This is a genomic window from Bradyrhizobium sp. RP6 (assembly GCF_003837805.1).
GTDB lineage: Bacteria > Pseudomonadota > Alphaproteobacteria > Rhizobiales > Xanthobacteraceae > Bradyrhizobium.
This window is the reverse complement of record NZ_RQIT01000019.1, coordinates 1-16,219: the sequence shown is the minus strand read 5'-3', so window position 1 is coordinate 16,219 and position 16,219 is coordinate 1. Positions and strand designations below refer to the sequence as shown.

General features: G+C 65.9%; 15 protein-coding genes. 4 read left to right on the top strand and 11 right to left on the bottom strand.

All coding sequences use genetic code 11. The annotated features are described in order from the left end of the window. Nucleotides 1-18: 18 nt before the first annotated feature. The 4 genes from EHH60_RS27365 to EHH60_RS27350 form a co-directional block, all read right to left on the bottom strand. Complete coding sequence (locus tag EHH60_RS27365; protein ID WP_502697426.1) at nt 19-1,125, bottom strand: trypsin-like peptidase domain-containing protein; 1,107 nt, start codon at nt 1,123-1,125, stop codon at nt 19-21. A 163-nt stretch (nt 1,126-1,288) separates the two neighbouring features. Next, a complete protein-coding gene (locus EHH60_RS27360) occupies nt 1,289-1,624 on the bottom strand; it encodes a hypothetical protein (RefSeq protein ID WP_124162497.1) in 336 nt (111 codons plus the stop codon). Nucleotides 1,625-1,711: 87 nt separating this feature from the next. Continuing rightward, on the bottom strand, nt 1,712-2,203 hold the full coding sequence (locus EHH60_RS27355) for an Hsp20/alpha crystallin family protein (protein WP_124162496.1): 492 nt from the start codon (nt 2,201-2,203) through the stop codon (nt 1,712-1,714). Nucleotides 2,204-2,275: 72 nt separating this feature from the next. Next, nucleotides 2,276-2,737, bottom strand: coding sequence for an Hsp20 family protein (locus EHH60_RS27350; RefSeq protein WP_124162495.1), 462 nt, complete (start codon nt 2,735-2,737; stop codon nt 2,276-2,278). A gap of 434 nt (nt 2,738-3,171) precedes the next feature. On the opposite strand from EHH60_RS27350, the gene EHH60_RS27345 reads away from it, so the two are divergent. The 4 genes from EHH60_RS27345 (at nt 3,172) to EHH60_RS27330 (ending at nt 8,658) form a co-directional block, all read left to right on the top strand. Then, nucleotides 3,172-4,662: a glycosyl hydrolase family 79 N-terminal domain-containing protein gene (locus tag EHH60_RS27345; protein ID WP_199752070.1), complete on the top strand. Its 1,491-nt coding sequence runs from the start codon at nt 3,172-3,174 to the stop codon at nt 4,660-4,662. 240 nt (nt 4,663-4,902) lie between these two features. Continuing rightward, nucleotides 4,903-6,102, top strand: a complete 1,200-nt coding sequence (locus EHH60_RS27340) for an ABC transporter substrate-binding protein (RefSeq protein WP_124162493.1) — start codon at nt 4,903-4,905, stop codon at nt 6,100-6,102. An 8-nt stretch (nt 6,103-6,110) separates the two neighbouring features. Further along, nucleotides 6,111-7,844 carry an FAD-dependent oxidoreductase gene (locus EHH60_RS27335; RefSeq protein WP_124162492.1) on the top strand — a complete coding sequence of 578 codons (1,734 nt, stop codon included), beginning with the start codon at nt 6,111-6,113 and terminating at the stop codon, nt 7,842-7,844. A 19-nt stretch (nt 7,845-7,863) separates the two neighbouring features. Beyond that, the gene (locus EHH60_RS27330; protein ID WP_124162491.1) at nt 7,864-8,658 is read left to right on the top strand and encodes an IclR family transcriptional regulator; all 795 of its coding nucleotides are present in this window, start codon (nt 7,864-7,866) and stop codon (nt 8,656-8,658) included. A gap of 3 nt (nt 8,659-8,661) precedes the next feature. On the opposite strand, the gene EHH60_RS27325 is transcribed toward EHH60_RS27330, so the two are convergent. The 7 genes from EHH60_RS27325 to EHH60_RS27295 form a co-directional block, all read right to left on the bottom strand. Continuing rightward, nucleotides 8,662-9,441: an SDR family NAD(P)-dependent oxidoreductase gene (locus tag EHH60_RS27325; RefSeq protein WP_124162490.1), complete on the bottom strand. Its 780-nt coding sequence runs from the start codon at nt 9,439-9,441 to the stop codon at nt 8,662-8,664. A gap of 39 nt (nt 9,442-9,480) precedes the next feature. After that, the gene (locus tag EHH60_RS27320; protein ID WP_124162489.1) at nt 9,481-10,224 is read right to left on the bottom strand and encodes an aspartate/glutamate racemase family protein; all 744 of its coding nucleotides are present in this window, start codon (nt 10,222-10,224) and stop codon (nt 9,481-9,483) included. 9 nt (nt 10,225-10,233) lie between these two features. Then, the gene (locus EHH60_RS27315) at nt 10,234-11,499 is read right to left on the bottom strand and encodes an NAD(P)/FAD-dependent oxidoreductase (protein ID WP_124162488.1); all 1,266 of its coding nucleotides are present in this window, start codon (nt 11,497-11,499) and stop codon (nt 10,234-10,236) included. Between the two features lie 4 nt (nt 11,500-11,503). Beyond that, nucleotides 11,504-13,165 (bottom strand): thiamine pyrophosphate-binding protein, encoded by a 1,662-nt coding sequence (locus EHH60_RS27310; protein ID WP_124162487.1) that lies wholly within the window; start codon nt 13,163-13,165, stop codon nt 11,504-11,506. Between the two features lie 254 nt (nt 13,166-13,419). After that, nucleotides 13,420-14,166 carry a metallophosphoesterase family protein gene (locus tag EHH60_RS27305; protein ID WP_124162486.1) on the bottom strand — a complete coding sequence of 249 codons (747 nt, stop codon included), beginning with the start codon at nt 14,164-14,166 and terminating at the stop codon, nt 13,420-13,422. 233 nt (nt 14,167-14,399) lie between these two features. Beyond that, nucleotides 14,400-15,185 (bottom strand): ABC transporter permease, encoded by a 786-nt coding sequence (locus EHH60_RS27300; RefSeq protein WP_124162485.1) that lies wholly within the window; start codon nt 15,183-15,185, stop codon nt 14,400-14,402. Beyond that, entirely contained in the window at nt 15,182-15,994 is an 813-nt protein-coding gene (locus EHH60_RS27295; RefSeq protein ID WP_124162596.1) for an ABC transporter permease, read from the bottom strand. The genes EHH60_RS27300 and EHH60_RS27295 overlap by 4 nt, the downstream gene beginning before the upstream one ends. Between the last annotated feature and the right edge of the window lie 225 nt (nt 15,995-16,219).

The following is a 16,219-nucleotide window of genomic DNA, read 5'->3' as shown; positions in this document are numbered from 1 at the left end:
TTCGTCCCCGCATTCGTTTCAGCGAACGAGTCGATTGGGGCCTGCGAGCGCGCTGCTGGGCTCAGCCGCCGGCGCCACTCTCACGGTAGCGGTGAGCGGCGCGCCATTGCGCAACAAGGTCAGCCTCACATCCTCGCCGATGCGCGCAAGGCCGATCGTGTTGCGGAGCTGGGCGGCGGTGCGGATCGGGCGGCCGTCGGCTCCGGTGACGATATCACCCCTGCGCAGACCGGCCTTTTCCGCGGGCGAATCCGCAGCGATCTCGGCGATGACGGCGCCTTGATTCAGTCCCCTATTGACCGACGGATGCAGGTCCTTCAGCGAAACGCCGATGCGGCCGCGCTCGACGCGGCCATTGGCGATGATCTGCTCCATCACCTTGCGCGCCATGTTGACCGGTATGGCAAAGCCGATGCCGACATTGCCGCCCGCGGGCGAGATGATCGCAGAGTTGATGCCGACGAGTTCGCCGCGCAGGCTGACCAGCGCGCCGCCGGAATTGCCGGGATTGATCGCCGCATCGGTCTGGATGAAATCTTCATAGCCCTGCTTGCCGATGCCGGTGCGGCCCAGGGCGCTGACGAGCCCTGATGTCACGGTCTGGCCGAGGCCGAAGGGATTGCCGATCGCAAGGACGAAATCACCGACCTCGAGCCCGTCGCTGTCGCCGAAGGGAAGCGCCTTGAGCCCGGCCGGGTTCTGGACCTGGAGCACCGCGACATCGGTGGGCGGATCGCGGCCGATGACCTTGGCGGAAAACTGGCGGCCGTCCTTGGTCGTGATCTGAACGGCGGAGGTGCCTTCGACAACATGATTGTTGGTCAGCACATAGCCGCGCTGGGCGTCGACGATGACGCCGGAGCCGGTCGCATTGACCTCCTTCTCGATCTGCCTGGGAACATCGAAGAATTCGCGGAAGAGCGGGTCGCGATAAAGCGGGTTGTCCTCGCGCACGCGGCCGTGCACGGAGATGTTGACGACGGCGGGCGTCACCTGGCGCACCAGCGGCGCCAGCGTCGGCACCGGGCCGCCGGTCTTCAGATCCGGAATCTGGCCGGCGGCAGGCTGCGATGCCGTGAGCGTCAGCATGAGCAAGGCGAGGAACAGCAGACGCACAGCAGTCATCATCGTCACCCTGCCGCTTGTGTTGTGGGGATGGTCGGAATCTTGGTGCTTCAGCCTTCGTCGCCTGATGCGACGATCCAGCCCTGCAAGGCCAGAAACGGGACGGTCCAGGCGGCCGCGGCCTGGCCGAGCAGCACGAGCCCGAGGACGGTGGGCGTGAACATCATGCCGCCTGCCCTTCGGCGGCGGCCCATGGCCGCCGCAACCGCATCGGCACGCCGCCGCCCCGCGGCGGGTCGTCATTGTCGTTGTCGCCATCGAGCTTGCGCAAGGCGGCCAGAATGTCGGCGAGCCGGACCGTGTGGCTCATGCCGGGAATCTCGCGCAAGGCGGGACAGGATTCGACCGCGTACATGTCCGATGCCCAGGACGACAGGATGACGCGCTTCTCGGGCGACGAGAGCTCCTCGGCATTCAGGACGTCGGCAGGCGAGTCGTAGTGGGCGGCGGGATGAAACAGCGGATTGAGAGTGCCGGAATTGGTATTCACGTTGGTCATCGGTGGGTCTCCCACATGCTCCTTTCCAGGGGGACGGCTTGTTGACGAGGAGACGGCGGCGCCACATCGCCGCCGCCCCGCTTGACACTAGTGCGTGTTGATCGCGATGCGCTTGACGCCTTCGCGCGCCTTCTCCGATTTCGGCAACGACACGGTCAGGACGCCGTTCTTGAACGAGGCCTCGGCCTTGTCTTCCTCGACACCCTCCAGCGGGATCTGCCGCTCGAAGGCACCGTAATAGCGCTCGGTGAAGTACCTGCCTTCGCCGTTGCGCTCCGCCTTCTTCTCGCCGCGGACGGTCAGGACGCCATTGGCGATCTCGACCTGCACGTCCTTCTCGGTGAGGCCGGGAAGCTCGGCGGAGACGGTCAGCGCGTTGTCGGTCTCGCTGAGCTCGACCTTCGGCCAGCCGAAGCGGCCTTCCATCAGCGGCGACAGGCCGGGCCCGCCGAAGCCACGGAAGACGTCGTCGAACAGACGGTTCATCTCGCGGTGAAGCGTCAGGAACGGATCGAAATTGTCGCGCGCTGGCGCAAGCTCCTGGTTTCTCGACCAGGGAATGAGATCACGAAAAGCCATGGTTCTCTCCTTCATGCATCGGGAGCGCGGCCCGCGCATCCGCGCGCCGCGTTCCGCCATTCGATCGAGCGCTCAGGCTGCTTTCTTCTGCTCGATCTGCGATGCCGCAGAAGCGCCGCCCGCGATCGGAATGCGGCGCGGCTTCATGGCTTCCGGAACCTCGCGGACGAGGTCGATGATCAGGAGCCCGTCCTGGAACGAGGCCTGCTTCACCTGGACGTAGTCGGCGAGATTGAACACGCGCCGGAACGGACGCGCGGCGATGCCCTGGTATAGATATTCGCGCGCAGCAGTCTCGGGCTTCCTGCCCTCGATGGTGAGCGCGTTCTGCTCGGCCGTCACGGTGATATCGCTGGCCCCGAAGCCCGCTACCGCAAGGCTGATCCGGTAATGGTCTTCGCCGGAACGCTCGATGTTGTAGGGGGGATAATTGTCCTCGGTCGCCTGGCGCAGCGTGCTGTCGACGAGGTCGGCCAGGTGGTCGAAGCCGATGGTGGAGCGCCACAGGGGCGCGAAGTCGAAACTGGTCCTCATAACCAAGTCCTCCAAAGAGCAAGATGGATACGAAGGAGCGCAAGGCGGGATTTCAGACGGGTCCGAAAGGCCAGCCCGGCGCCCGTGCCGGACCCGATCCTGGCATCCGGCACACCGCTCTCGCGGCGAAAAACGACTTAGAAAGCCGGAAACCGGCTTCAAGGGGGGCTGGAAGATTTTTTTCGTCCCGATCCATTTGGTCGGCCGCCGGGCCGTCCCCCTTCGCTCCTGCGGAAGCCAGCTCCCGGGCCCGCCAATGGGGGAGCCCCGAAGCTCTCGGCGGCACGGCGAGGTAAAATGGAGATAGAATTGTGGTTACAGGCAAGGCCAGATTGCCTCTTGTGCATCTGGCCCGGGCATCGCGCATGAACCAGGCGGCAGCAAGCGACAGGCCAGGGTCCCGACCGCGTCCAGCCGGTCGTGCGGCAGTCGCGATGACGATCGCCCTGCTCGCCGCCGCAACGGCGTGTGCTGCGCACGCCGACGCCATCTCACCTGCCGGACTGAAAGCGATCGGAACGATCGACGTGCGCTTTCAATCCTACAACATCGAGATGGTGGAGGTCACCGGCGGACGGTTCTGGAAGCCTTACCCGCGCACGGCACGCGCCTTCGACGAACGGAATCGCTACAGCGCGAGACCACCGACCGATCTTGCCAATGCGCGCCTGCGCCTGCTCGCCGCGGCGTTGTCGCCGGCCTATCTGCGCGTGAGCGGCACCTGGGCCAATGCAACGTTCTTTGCCGAGACGCCGGGAGAGCCGCCGCCGGGATTCAACTCCCTGCTCAGCCGAGCGCAGTGGCGCGGCGTCGTGGAGTTCGCGCGCGCGGTCGATGCGGAGATCGTCACCTCCTTTGCGATCAGTCCCGGCAGCCGCGATGCCATTGGTGTGTGGAGACCGGATCAGGCACAGCAGCTGATCGACACCACGCGCGCGCTGGGCGGTCGCATCGCCGCCGCCGAATTCATGAACGAGCCGACGCTCGCAGCAAAGAATGGTACACCGGCAGGATATGATGCGATCGCCTATGGCCGCGACTTCAAGGTCTTCCGCGATTGGATGCGGCGCGCCGCGCCGGACACGCTAATCCTCGGCCCAGGCTCGGTCGGCGATGCACCATTCCGATCCGGCTCGGGCATCACCACGCGCGAGCTGCTTGCCGCATCCGGTCCCGGCGTCGATCGCTTCTCCTATCACCATTACAACACGATCTCGCCGCGCTGTAGCGGTCACGACGATCCGGCGCAGGCGCTCTCGGAACATTGGCTGGCCCGTCCGGAGGCGACACTCAGGACCTACCAGGCCCTGCGGGACGCATTCGAGCCGGGCAAGCCGATCTGGCTGACCGAGACGGCTGATGCGGCCTGCGGCGGCAGCCGATGGGACCAAACCTTTCTCGACACGTTCCGCTATCTCGACCAGCTCGGACGCCTGGCGCGGGCCGGCGTCCAGGTGGTGATGCACAACACGCTGGCCGCCAGCGATTACGGCCTGCTCGACGAAACAACGTTCCGGCCGCGGCCGAGCTATTGGGCCGCGCTGCTCTGGCACCGGCTGATGGGAACGATCGTACTGGACGCAGGCAAGGCTGCTCCGCGCGATCTCCATCTCTATGCGCATTGCCATCCGGCCATGGCAGGCGCGGTGTCGCTGCTCGCAATCAACACTTCGCGCCGCACATCACGTGCGCTGACGCTCTCGGATTCCGCCGAACGGTACACACTGCACGCGGCGCGGTTGCAGGGCACGATGGTGCAGTTGAATGGCAAGAGGCTCGCGCTGACCGCCGATGGCCGGCTCCCCCGGCTCGAGGCACGGGCAACACCAGCGGGAGCAGTTCAGCTCGCGCCGACGACCATCACCTTCCTGGTGTTTCCGAACGCTGCAAATCCCGCTTGCTTGCCCCGACGCTCAGCACTCTAGCGAGTCCCGCCCCGTCTCCGGCGCCACCAGCGCGGCGACGAAGAGTGCATCCGCGGAGACATTCTGGATTGCTTCCCTTCGCTCGTGATGACGATGCCGAAGCAGCCGCGTCCCTGTTGTCGCCAAGGAGGAACCGGCCCTTTCACCCAATCATTCGCCATTGACAAACTCATTTGTCACTATCTAATTGGCTGCAGAATACCCGCCGCCCCAAGCGGCCAAGAAAGAGAGGGAACGACGATGAAGGGGTTTCTGGCCTGCGCCATGCTCGCGGCCATGACGTCTGCTGCTTCTGCTCAAGTCTCCGACGATGTGGTGCGGATCGGCGTGCTGACGGATCTGTCCAGCTGGGGCCGCGACAACAGCGGGCCGGGCTCCGTCGAAGCCGCGAAGATGGCGGTGGAGGAGTTCGGGCCGACCGTGCTCGGCAAGCCGATCGAGATCATCGGCGCCGATCATCAGATGAAGACCGACGTCGGCGTGCAGATCGTGCGCGGCTGGTTCGACAACGGCAAGGTCGACGCCGTCGTCGACATCCCCAATTCCGGCATCGCGATCGCCGTGCACAACATGGTGCGCGAGCGGGGCAAGGTCGCGCTGCTGTCCGGTCCCGGCGCGAGCTCGCTGACCGACGAGCTGTGCAGCCCGAACACCGTGCACTTCACTTATGACACCTACGCGCTGTCGAAGGTGACGGCCTCGGCCGTCATCAAGGAAGGCGGAAAGTCCTGGTACTTCATCACCGCCGACTACGCCTTCGGCCAGCAGCTCGAGAAGGACGCCACGCGCTTCATCAACGAGATGGGCGGCAAGGTGCTCGGCGGCGTGAAGCATCCGACCAACACCGCCGACTTCTCCTCCTTCGCGCTCCAGGCGCAGAGCTCGAAATCCGACGTTGTCGCCTTCGCCAATGCAGGCCAGGACACCGACAATGCCATCAAGCAGTCCGGCGAGTTCGGCCTCGTCCAGGGCGGCCAGAAGCTGGTCGGCCTTCTGATGTTCGACACCGACGTACACGCGATCGGTCTGAAAGCTGCGCAGGGCACCTACATGACCACGGCGTCCTACTGGGCCATGAACGAGGCCACCCGCGCCTGGTCGAAGAAGTTCTACGAGCGCACCAAGGTGATGCCGACCATGATCCAGACCGGCGTCTACGGTTCGGTGCTGCATTACCTGAAGGCAATCAAGGCCGCCGGCACCGACGATTCCGCCAAGGTGATGGCCAAGATGCGCGAGCTGCCGATCGAGGATATCTTCGTCCATGGTGGCAAACTGCGCGAGGACGGCCGCGTCATCCGCGACATGTATCTCGCCAAGGTGAAGACGCCCGAGCAATCGAAGGAGCCGTGGGACTACCTGGAGATCGTCAAGACCGTGAAGGGCGAAGACGCCTTCCGCCCGGTCTCCGAGTCCAAATGTCCGCTCCTGAAGAAGTGAGGTGAGACATGACCGGCAGCGAGCATAGCGCAATTGAGACTTACGAGTGCGATGTGCTCGTGGCCGGATCGGGTTGCTCCGGCATGTCGGCCGCGATCACCGCGCGCTATCGCGGCCTGGACGTGCTGATTGTGGAAAAGGAGCCGCGCTTCGGCGGCACCACCGCCCGCTCCGGCGGCTGGCTCTGGATTCCCGGCACCTCGCTGGCGAAGGCCTACGGCATCGAGGAAACGCCGGAGCAGGCCCGCACCTATCTGCGGCACGAGGCCGGCAACAATTACGACGCGGCACGCGTCGATGCTTTCCTGAGCGCCGGTCCCGAGGCGGTCGATTTCTTCACCTCCAAGACCGCGCTGCGCTTCGACATGCCGCTGGTGTTTCCGGACTATCACGCCGAGGCCCCCGGCGGCGCCCAGGGCGGCCGCTCCATGGTGACGCGCCCGTTCGACGGCCGCGAGCTCGGCGACCTCATCAAGTCCTTGGGCATGCCGCTGCCGGAGCTCACCGTGTTCGGCATGATGCTGGGCTCCGGCAAGGAGATCATCCATTTCATGCGGGTGACGAAGTCGCTGACCTCAGCCGCTTATGTCGCCAAGCGGCTGTCGCGGCATCTGATGGACGTGCTGCGCTACGGCCGCGGCATGACGCTCACCAACGGCAACGCGCTCGCCGGGCGCCTGGCAAAGTCTGCGCTCGACCTGAAGATTCCGATGTGGCTGTCCTCGCCGGTGCGCGAGCTGACGGTCGAGAATGGCGCCGTAACCGGCGCTATCGTCTCGCACGAGGGACGCGAGGTGCGCGTTCGTGCCCGCCGGGGCGTCGTGCTCGCCTGCGGCGGTTTCCCGCACGACGTGGCACGCCGCAGAAAAATGTTTCCGCACGCGCCGACCGGCAATGAGCATTATTCGCCCGGGCCGACCGGCAACACCGGGGATGGACTGCGCCTGGCGGAAGGCGCCGGCGGTCGCATCGAGGATCGCCTGCCGAACGCGGCGGCCTGGGTGCCGGTGTCGCTGTCCACGCGCAAGGACGGATCGAAGGGCGTGATGCCGCATTTCATCGACCGCGCCAAGCCCGGCGTGATCGCGGTGATGCGCGACGGCAGGCGTTTCGCCAATGAAGGCAATTCCTATCACGACTTCGTCCAGGCCATGGTCAAGGCGGCCAGGCCCGGCGAGGAGATCGCCGCCTTCCTTGTCTGCGATCACAAGACGCTGCGCAAATACGGCCTCGGCTGCGTGCCGCCCTTCCCGATGCCGCTGGGCCATCATTTGAAGACGGGCTATCTCATGCGCGGCGACACGCTGGAGGCGCTGGCAGCGAAAGCCGGGATCGACGCCAAGGCGTTCGCCGAGACGGTCAGGCACTTCAATGCGACCGCGCCACTGGGTCACGATGCCGCCTTCGGCAAGGGCTCGAAGGCCTATAACCGCTACCAGGGCGACGCACTGCACGGCCCGAACCCCTGCGTCGCGCCGATCGAGAACGGACCGTTCTACGCCATCAAGATGGTGATCGGCGATCTCGGCACCTATGCTGGCATCGTCACCGACGAGAACGCGCGGGCGCTCGACGCCGAAGGCCGCGTGATTCCCGGCCTCTATGCCGCCGGCAACGACATGGCGAGCATCATGGGCGGCAATTATCCCGGCGCCGGCATCACCCTTGGGCCGGCGCTGACCTTCGGCTACATTGCCGGACGACATCTTGCCGACAGCGCCGCCAAGCGCGACGCAGCGTAGGCCACCCGCCAGGAGGCGCATGAAGAGGGAAAGCCGCGGCATCCAGTCGATCGAGGTCGGCGGAGAATTGCTCCGCGCGCTCGCAAGATGCGGCGAGCCGATGATGCTGCGCGATCTTGCCCGCGAGGCCGGCATGACGCCGGCCAAGGCGCATCCCTATCTCGCCAGCTTCTCCCGCATCGGCCTGATCGAGCAGGACGAGACCACCGGCCGCTACGAGATCGGCGCGCTGGCGCTCGAGCTCGGCCTGATCAGCCTGCGCCGCCTCTCGGGCGTGCGCATCGCGCGGCCGAAGATCGCGGGCCTGGCCAGCCAGATCGGTCACGCGGTCTCGCTCGCGGTCTGGGGCACGCACGGCCCGACCGTGGTGCAGCTCGAAGAGCCGGCCCAACCGGTGCACATCGTGATGCGCGTCGGCTCGGTGATGGCGCTGCTGGAGACCGCGACTGGCCGCGCGTTTGCGGCGTTCCTGCCGGAGAAGACGATCAGCGCCGCGCTCGAAAGCGGTCTCGACCGTCATGGCGTCGGCTACAATCCGAAGCGCGCCGTGAAAGGCGCCAAGCTCACCGAGATGCTCGCCGAAGTTCGCAAGCACGGCGTCGCCCGTGCGCTCGGCGATCCCCTGCCCGGCGTCAACGCGTTCTCCGCGCCGGTGTTCGATCATTCCGGCCATGTCGCGCTGGTCATCACCGCGATGGGACCGGAAGGCACCTTCGATGCCCGCTGGGACAGCCCGATCGCGCACGCGCTGCGCGACTGCGCCGGGAGCATTTCGAAGCGGCTGGGTTACGGGATCACCGTTGCGGCGGAGTGAGCCCTACTTCTCCTTCACCGGCACCGTGTAGTTCAGGATCAGCCGGCCGCCGTCCGGATAGATCGTCTGCCCGGTGATGTAGGACGCATCGTCGCTGGCAAGGAACGCCACGACCGACGCCACCTCACTCGGCTCGCCGCCGCGGCCCGCCGGCGTGCGTGACATCACGGTCCTGCGGGCATCTTCCGAGGTGTAGATGGACGAGGCCACCATGTCGGTCAGGATCGTGCCGGGGCCGACCGCCACGACACGAATGTTGTGCGGAGCCAGCGCAACGGCGGCGACCGAGGTGAGCTGCTTCATGCCGCCCTTGGAGATGGCGTAGGTCGCAAGCGTCGGGATCGCCAGCAGCGCATTCACCGAGGACATGTTGATGATGACCCCGCCGCCGCCTTGCCCGATCATCTGCCTGGCGGCCGCCTGCACGCCGAAGAATGCGCCTTTCAAGTTGATGCCGATGATCTCGTCGAACTCCTCTTCGGTAATCTCGAGAATGTCGCGGTTGCGGGCGACACCGGCATTGTTGACCATGATGTCGAGCCGGCCGAACTCCTTCGCGGCTGTCGCGACCAGCTGATCCACGTCCGCGCGCTTGGCGACGTTGCCAACGACAGTGCGCAGGGCGTCCGGCCGCCCGAGCTCGGCGGCCGTCGCGGCGAGGCCGTCTGCATCGACATCGGAGATGACGACCTTGACGCCATCGTCCAGGAATCTCTTCGCGCAGGCCTTGCCGATACCGCGCGCCGCACCGGTGATGGCGGCGACCTTGCCGGATAGTTTCATGGGTTCGCTCCAGGACTAGTGACGATCTCGCGGACGCGTTCACGCAAAGACGCGCGGGCGCAGTCCAGCATGAAACCAGGTGATCATGGAATAGATGTCGTAGACCGGCAGCCCGACTTCGGCCTGAAGCGCTGCGGCATAAGGCGGCATGTTGGTGCATTCGAGCACGATGGCGCCGACATCCGGATTCCTTGCGACGAGCTCTTTACCAGCCTCGACCACGTCGCGCTCGGCTTGCGCCACGTCCATGTCATCCTTCTCGGCCTTGATCAGGACACGGAAAAACTCCTTGCCGTTCTCGGTGCCGACCAGCGGCGTGTCGAGCGGCACGCCGGCGCCTTCGAGATGAGCCGGGGTCAGGGTCGCGCCCGATACCGTGACGAGGCCGACGCGCTTGCCCGGCGGCAAGGTCGCCTGCACCCAGGGCACCTGCATCAATGACGAGGTCGCGACGGGAACGCCGACGGCGGCCGCGATCTCCTTCTGGAACAGCGAGAGGAAGCCGCAATTGGTGGTGATGGCCTCGGCGCCCAGCCGCACCAGATCCTTGGCCGCGTCGATGAAGTCGGGCAACAGGCCGGCCGCGCCCTTCAGCACCACCTTCTCCGGCGAAGCCCCGCTCACCACGCGATACAGAACTGGGAACGGCCAGGTCGTGCCGTTGCCCATGTCGCCGGGAATCCGGGGGAAGCGCGCCTCTAGCATCAGGATGCCGAGGGGCGCGCCATAGATGGCCTTGCCACCACGGGCGATGCGGGAGGTCGAGCTGGCAGAATAGGTCATGGTGCGCTCTCAGAGGAAACGATCAGGCGCGAAGGGGCCGAGCGGAATCTCAGGCGCCTTGCCGCTCACGAGCTGGGCGACGAGACGGCCGGTGCGGGCCGAGCCGACCAGGCCGACATGGCCGTGGCCGAACGCATAGACGACGTCGCGGGAGGCGCGCGCATAGCCGATGCAAGGACGTCCGTCCGGCATGCTCGGGCGATGGCCGAACCAGGTCTTGACGCGCGAGGCCGGAATGTCCTTCGGCAATTTCGGGAACATGCCGATGAGGTGGTTGCGCAGGATCTCGGCGCGCTTCCAGTTCGGTGCGGCTTCGAGACCGGCAAACTCCACCGTGCCGGCGGCGCGCAGGCCCTTGTTGGTCCAGTTCACCACCATCTTGGCGTCGGACGCCATCATCGAGCTACGGGGACCGACTTCCGGATTCTCGATCACGACATGATAGCCGCGCTCGCTCTCGAGCGGCAGGGGATCGCCCACCGACGCGGTGAGCTGCTTCGACCTCGCGCCGGCGGCGATCACAGCGGCATCGCAGGCGATCTCGCCGGTCTCGGTGATGACGGCGACGAGCTTGTTGCCGGAGAGCTTGAGCCCCGTCGCCTTGGCGCGCACCTGTCTGGCGCCGCTCGCCAGCGCATGCGCGGCGAGCGCGGCGACATAGGCGCCGGGATCGCGGCAGCGCCCGGCCTCCTCCACCACCACGCCAAAGGTGTAGCGCGGATGCAGCTCCGGCTCGCGCTGGCGCATCTCATCGGCATTGAGCTCCAGCCATTGGACGCCGACCTTCTTGCGCAGGCGCCAGCCGAGATCATTGTCGAAATTGCCGCGCGAGGGAAAGACATGCATCACGCCGTTGCGCTCGATCAATTCAGGGACGCCGGCCTCTTCCGCGAGCTTCCGGTGCAGCAACGGCGCGTCCTTCAGGAGATCGCGCAGCGCGAACGCCGTGGTCTCGACCCGCGCCGCGGTCCAGCCCGAGAGCAGGTACTTGACCAGCCAGGGCAACGCCTTCGGCAAGTAGGACCAGCGGATCGCGAGCGGGCCGAGCGGGTCCAAGAGATATCCCGGCACCTTCCTCCAGATGCCCGGCTCGGCCGGCGGAATCACCGAATGCGACGACAGCCAGCCGGCATTGCCGTAGCTCGCCGCCTGTTCGCCACCGGGCTCGCCCGGATCGATCAGCGTGACGCGATGGCCCTCGCGCAGGGCCTCGATCGCGCTGATCACGCCGATCGCACCGGCACCGATGATGGCGACGTGACGGCAGGCCGGCATCGCCTTAAGCCTTCACTGCGGGCACAAAATCCTTGCCGACCGAGATCGCGCGCGGATCGATGATGCAGTGGAGGATCGCCGGCTTCCCCGAGGCGAGCGCGCGCTCGAAGGCCGGCGCGAACTCTTCGGTGCGCTCGACGCGCTCGCCATGACCACCGAATGCCTTCGCGTACATCGCGAAATCCGGATTCTTGAGCTGGGTGCCGACGACACGGCCGGGATAGTCGCGCTCCTGGTGCATGCGAATGGTGCCGTATTGCGAATTGTCGACGACGATCACGATCAACGGCGCGTCATACTGCACGGCCGTCGCAAATTCCTGGCCGTTCATCAGGAAGCAGCCGTCGCCGGCGAACGCGACGACGACGCGATCCGGATATTGCCGCTTGGCGAGCACGCCCGCCGGCACGCCGTAGCCCATCGAGCCCGAGGTCGGCGCGAGCTGGGCGGCGAAGCTGTGGAAACGGTGATGGCGATGGATCCAGCCGGCATAATTGCCGGCGCCGTTGCAGACGATGGCGTCCTTGGGCAGGCGGTCGCGCAGCCAGGTCATCACCTGGCCGTACTGGAACGTGCCCGGCAGCTCGCGCGCCTTCCCGGTCCAGGCGAGATAATCGGCGTGCGCCTTGGCGGCCTCGCCCTTCCAGGCGACCGTGCCGGCGGGCTTCAGCGTCTCGACGGCCGCCGCGAACGCAGCCGGCGTCGCCTGGATCGCGAGCGCCGGCTGATAGACGCGGCCGAGCTCTTCCGAGCCCGGATGCACATGGATCAGCTTTTGCTGCGGGGTCGGAATGTCGAGCAGCGTGTAGGACGAGGACGGCATCTCCGACATGCGGCCGCCGATGAGCAGAATGACATCGGCGCCCTCGATACGCGCCTTCAGGCCCGGGCTCGGCCCGATGCCGAGATCGCCGGCATAGTGCGAATGGTCGGCGTCGATCAGCGAGGCCCGGCGGAACGAGGTCGCGACCGGCAGGTCGAACCGCTCGGCAAACCGTGCAATGCTCTTGGTCGCCTCATCCGTCCAGCGCGAACCGCCGAGAATGACGAGCGGCGCCTTGGCGCTCGCAAGCATCGCACCAACGCGTTCGATATCGGCAGGCGCCGGCCAGCTCACGGCGGGCTCGATGCGCATGGCATCGGCAACGGCTGCGGTCTCGGTCAGCATGTTCTCCGGCAGCGCGATCACCACGGGACCGGGGCGGCCCTGCATGGCGACGCGGAAGGCGCGCGCGACCAGCTCCGGAATGCGATCGGGGCGATCGATCTCGACCGCCCATTTCGCCATGGAGCCGAACACCGCCTTGTAGTCGAGCTCCTGGAACGCCTCGCGCTCCCGCATGCCGGTGTCGACCTGGCCTACGAACAGGATCATCGGCGTCGAATCCTGCATCGCGACGTGGACGCCGTGGCTGGCATTGGTCGCGCCCGGCCCGCGGGTGACGAAGCAGATTCCGGGCCGTCCCGTGAGCTTGCCATAGGCCTCCGCCATCATCGCCGCGCCGCCTTCGGCCCGGCAGATCACGACGTCGATCGGGCTGTCATGCAGCGCATCGAGCGCCGCCAGATAGCTCTCCCCCGGCACGCAGGTGACGCGCTCGACGCCTTGCGCGACGAGCTGATCGATCAGGATCTGGCCCCCCGTACGGGTGTTGCGAATGGTCATGTCGGCTCCCTCAAGACTTCGGCGATGCCCCTGACCGCCTCGCATGAATTTCGTTCGGACGTGGCGTAGGACAGGCCGACAGGACGCGCAAGATCGAAAGGCTTTTTGCACCCTGCGCGGGCGGCATGCCCGTCCCTGCCCGTTGCACGACGGCCCGTGCCGCTGCCGCCGGAGCAGATCCGTGAGCAGATACCGGAGGACTTCAAGGTCCGCGGCGTCAGCGCGAACCAGGGGTGGTTCTGACCGGCGCCGGCCTAATGGCGCTCCGGCCGAACCCAACCGGTTGCAATCGCGCTCGCCCAGGTGAGCATGCCCCTGCTGCACGCCAGCGCGGCCATGGCCGCGCTATCGTAGGGCACATAGCGGATCGTCGCGGTCCAGGCGGGTCCGGAGTGCTCCAATATGGCGTAGCACGCGTGGGGCGTGCCGACCTCAACCACGTAAGGCACAGGCAACTTCCCGTCGTAACCGGGCAGCCCGACGCTGCCGGGGTTTACGACCAGCCGTCCATCCCTCAGACGAACGACCCTCGGAATATGAGTGTGCCCGCACAGGATGATTTCGGCCGCGATCCCCTCGGCTTCGGACTCGATCACCTCGATCGGACTGGCCCGCACGCCGCCGTCACCGGCTATATGATCGAGCCAGAAGGCGGCGTCGTTCCCAGGCGACGCATGGCACAGGAACACCCGGTCTCTGTACATCAGCGTGGGTGGCATGCTTGCCATCCAGTCGAAATGCTTGCGCCCGAGTTGCTGGAAGTCGCTGCGCGCCGAAGTGCCCGCCTGCCGGAGCTCCAGGAGGATTCGGTCCTGATCGCCCCGCACCGAGGGAAAGCCCCGCTCGATGAGCAGGTCTGCAGTTCTGGCCGCCTCGAGCGGTCCGCTGACGTGGTCCCCGAGATTCACGACGTCGTCGATACCGAGCGCGGCAATGTCCGCAAGGACGGCATCCAGCGCCGGTCGATTCCCGTGCACGTCCGCGATCGCAGCAAATTTCATCTGGCCCTCCCGGTCGAGATGGCCGACGATTTCACACAATGCGGGACGATGCAGGGCTAGCGGTTCTCTTTAGCTGCATTTGTAGAAGCGCCCGCAAGCTGAGGATCAAATCGGCGCGGGCGGAACCATGGCACGATCAACGCGCCGCGATCAAGCGATTTGCTACCGCGCTCCGACGTCTTCGCCTGCGATCGGCCGAACCGAACGCCGGGATCCCCGGACGGGCGCCATCTTCACCCGCTCCGCGTCTGCCGCGTGCTCGCCAGCAGCACCAGCATGAAGGAGGCCGCAGTCATCAGCGTCGAGATCGCGGCGATGGTTGGGTCGATCTCGTCGCGCAGCGCGGTGAACATGCGCTTGGTCAGCGGCTGGTACTGGCCGCCGGAGATGAACAGCGCGACGATCGTCTCGTCCATCGCCGAGATGAAAGCGAAGATGCCGCCGGCGACGACACTGGACTTGATCTGCGGCAGCGTCACCGCGAAGAAGCTGCGCAGGCGGTTCATGCCGAGACTGCGCGCCACCATCTCCTGCGCCGGATCGAAGCTCTGCAGGCCCGCGAGCACGGAGATGACAACGTAAGGCAATCCCAGCATCACATTCGCCAGAACGAGGCCGGGCAGGGTCGCGACCAGACCGACCCGGGCATAGACGAAGAAGATGCCGACCGCGGTGATGATGATCGGCACCACCAGCGGCAGAAGCAGCGCCATGTGGATAACGCGCATGATACGCAGCCTGGATTGGCTGACGGCGTAGGCGGCGGCAACGCCGCACGGCGTCGCGATCAGGACGGTCAGGAATGCGACCGTCAGCGTCACCCGCGTCGCCTGCATCCAGGCGGGATTTGAGAAATATTGCTCGTACCAGCGCAGCGAGAAGGACGGCGGCGGGAACGTCAGGAAACGCGCGCTGGAGAACGAGATCGGCACGATGATCAGCACGGGAAGGATCAGATAGACCAGCACCAGCACGCTGATCACGTACACGACAATCCAGGCGGGCGAGGCGCGCATCATTTCTGTCCCAGCACGCGATCGAGCGAGATGAAGCGGCTGACCGCGAAGAAGATCACGAGCACGCCGAGGAGCAGCACCACTGCGACCGCGCTCGCGGCCCCGAACTGGTTGTAGAGCTCGACATTGCGGCTCACCAGCATCGACACCATCACGGTACGGCCGCCGCCGAGCAATTCCGGCGTGATGTAGAAGCCGAGGCAGAGCACGAACACCATCGTGCAGCCTGCCAGCACGCCCGGCAGCGACAGCGGCAGGAAGACCCGGAAGAACGTCAGCGACGGGCTCGCGCCCAGGCTGGCGCCGGCCTGCATCAGATCGTTCGGGATCTTCTGCATGGTGGCATAAAGCGGCAGCACCATGAAGGGCAACAGGATGTGCACGGTGGCAACCACCGTGCCGAAGGTGTTGTGGACCAGCGCGAGCGGCTCGGAGATCAATTCGAGATGGCGCAGGAACTGGTTGATCACGCCACCACGCTGAAGCAGCACCAGCCAGGCATAGGCGCGAACCAGCACGCTGGTACAGAACGGCAGCACGACCAAGGCCAGGATGAAAATGCTCCACCCTTTCGGCAACGAATTGGCGAGATAGGCCAGGGGATAGCCGAGCAGCAGCGCAATCAACGTGACCGCGAGGCTGATCTCGAAGGTCAGCGCGAAGCTGCGCCAGTAGATGTCCTCGGTGAAGACACGGCGATAGTTCTCCAGCGTGAAGCCGTCATGATAGATCGACTGCCAGGCCAGCCAGCCGACCGGCAGTACGATCAGCGCCAGGATTACCAGCAGCGCCGGCGACACCAATGCCAGCATCAGGCCGTGCTCACGGCGCTGGTGCTTTTGGGAGGGATCGGACACGGATGTCGTCAACGCTGCCTCGTCAAGGTCAGTTGTTGCACCTCTCCCGCTTGCGAGGGCTTTGCTTAATCGGGCGTGCGGGAGCAGTTCCCGATATGAGACTTTTTTGCGAGGCGTCGATCGGCGCGCGGCGTCGAACGATTGCGTTTTCGCGGCCGATCGAGGGCGTTGGGCTGCGGC

Excerpts from the sequence above, each read along its gene's own strand:
- EHH60_RS27355 (WP_124162496.1), bottom strand. The coding sequence starts at position 2,203 with ATGGCTTTTCGTGATCTCATTCCCTGGTCGAGAAACCAGGAGCTTGCG.
- EHH60_RS27310 (WP_124162487.1), bottom strand. The coding sequence starts at position 13,165 with ATGACCATTCGCAACACCCGTACGGGGGGCCAGATCCTGATCGATCAG.
- EHH60_RS27320 (WP_124162489.1), bottom strand. The coding sequence starts at position 10,224 with ATGACCTATTCTGCCAGCTCGACCTCCCGCATCGCCCGTGGTGGCAAG.
- EHH60_RS27360 (WP_124162497.1), bottom strand. The coding sequence starts at position 1,624 with ATGACCAACGTGAATACCAATTCCGGCACTCTCAATCCGCTGTTTCAT.
- EHH60_RS27325 (WP_124162490.1), bottom strand. The coding sequence starts at position 9,441 with ATGAAACTATCCGGCAAGGTCGCCGCCATCACCGGTGCGGCGCGCGGT.
- EHH60_RS27300 (WP_124162485.1), bottom strand. The coding sequence starts at position 15,185 with ATGATGCGCGCCTCGCCCGCCTGGATTGTCGTGTACGTGATCAGCGTG.
- EHH60_RS27315 (WP_124162488.1), bottom strand. The coding sequence starts at position 11,499 with ATGCCGGCCTGCCGTCACGTCGCCATCATCGGTGCCGGTGCGATCGGC.
- EHH60_RS27365 (WP_502697426.1), bottom strand. The coding sequence starts at position 1,125 with ATGACTGCTGTGCGTCTGCTGTTCCTCGCCTTGCTCATGCTGACGCTC.
- EHH60_RS27335 (WP_124162492.1), top strand. The coding sequence starts at position 6,111 with ATGACCGGCAGCGAGCATAGCGCAATTGAGACTTACGAGTGCGATGTG.
- EHH60_RS27345 (WP_199752070.1), top strand. The coding sequence starts at position 3,172 with ATGACGATCGCCCTGCTCGCCGCCGCAACGGCGTGTGCTGCGCACGCC.
- EHH60_RS27295 (WP_124162596.1), bottom strand. The coding sequence starts at position 15,994 with ATGCTGGCATTGGTGTCGCCGGCGCTGCTGGTAATCCTGGCGCTGATC.
- EHH60_RS27340 (WP_124162493.1), top strand. The coding sequence starts at position 4,903 with ATGAAGGGGTTTCTGGCCTGCGCCATGCTCGCGGCCATGACGTCTGCT.
- EHH60_RS27350 (WP_124162495.1), bottom strand. The coding sequence starts at position 2,737 with ATGAGGACCAGTTTCGACTTCGCGCCCCTGTGGCGCTCCACCATCGGC.
- EHH60_RS27330 (WP_124162491.1), top strand. The coding sequence starts at position 7,864 with ATGAAGAGGGAAAGCCGCGGCATCCAGTCGATCGAGGTCGGCGGAGAA.
- EHH60_RS27305 (WP_124162486.1), bottom strand. The coding sequence starts at position 14,166 with ATGAAATTTGCTGCGATCGCGGACGTGCACGGGAATCGACCGGCGCTG.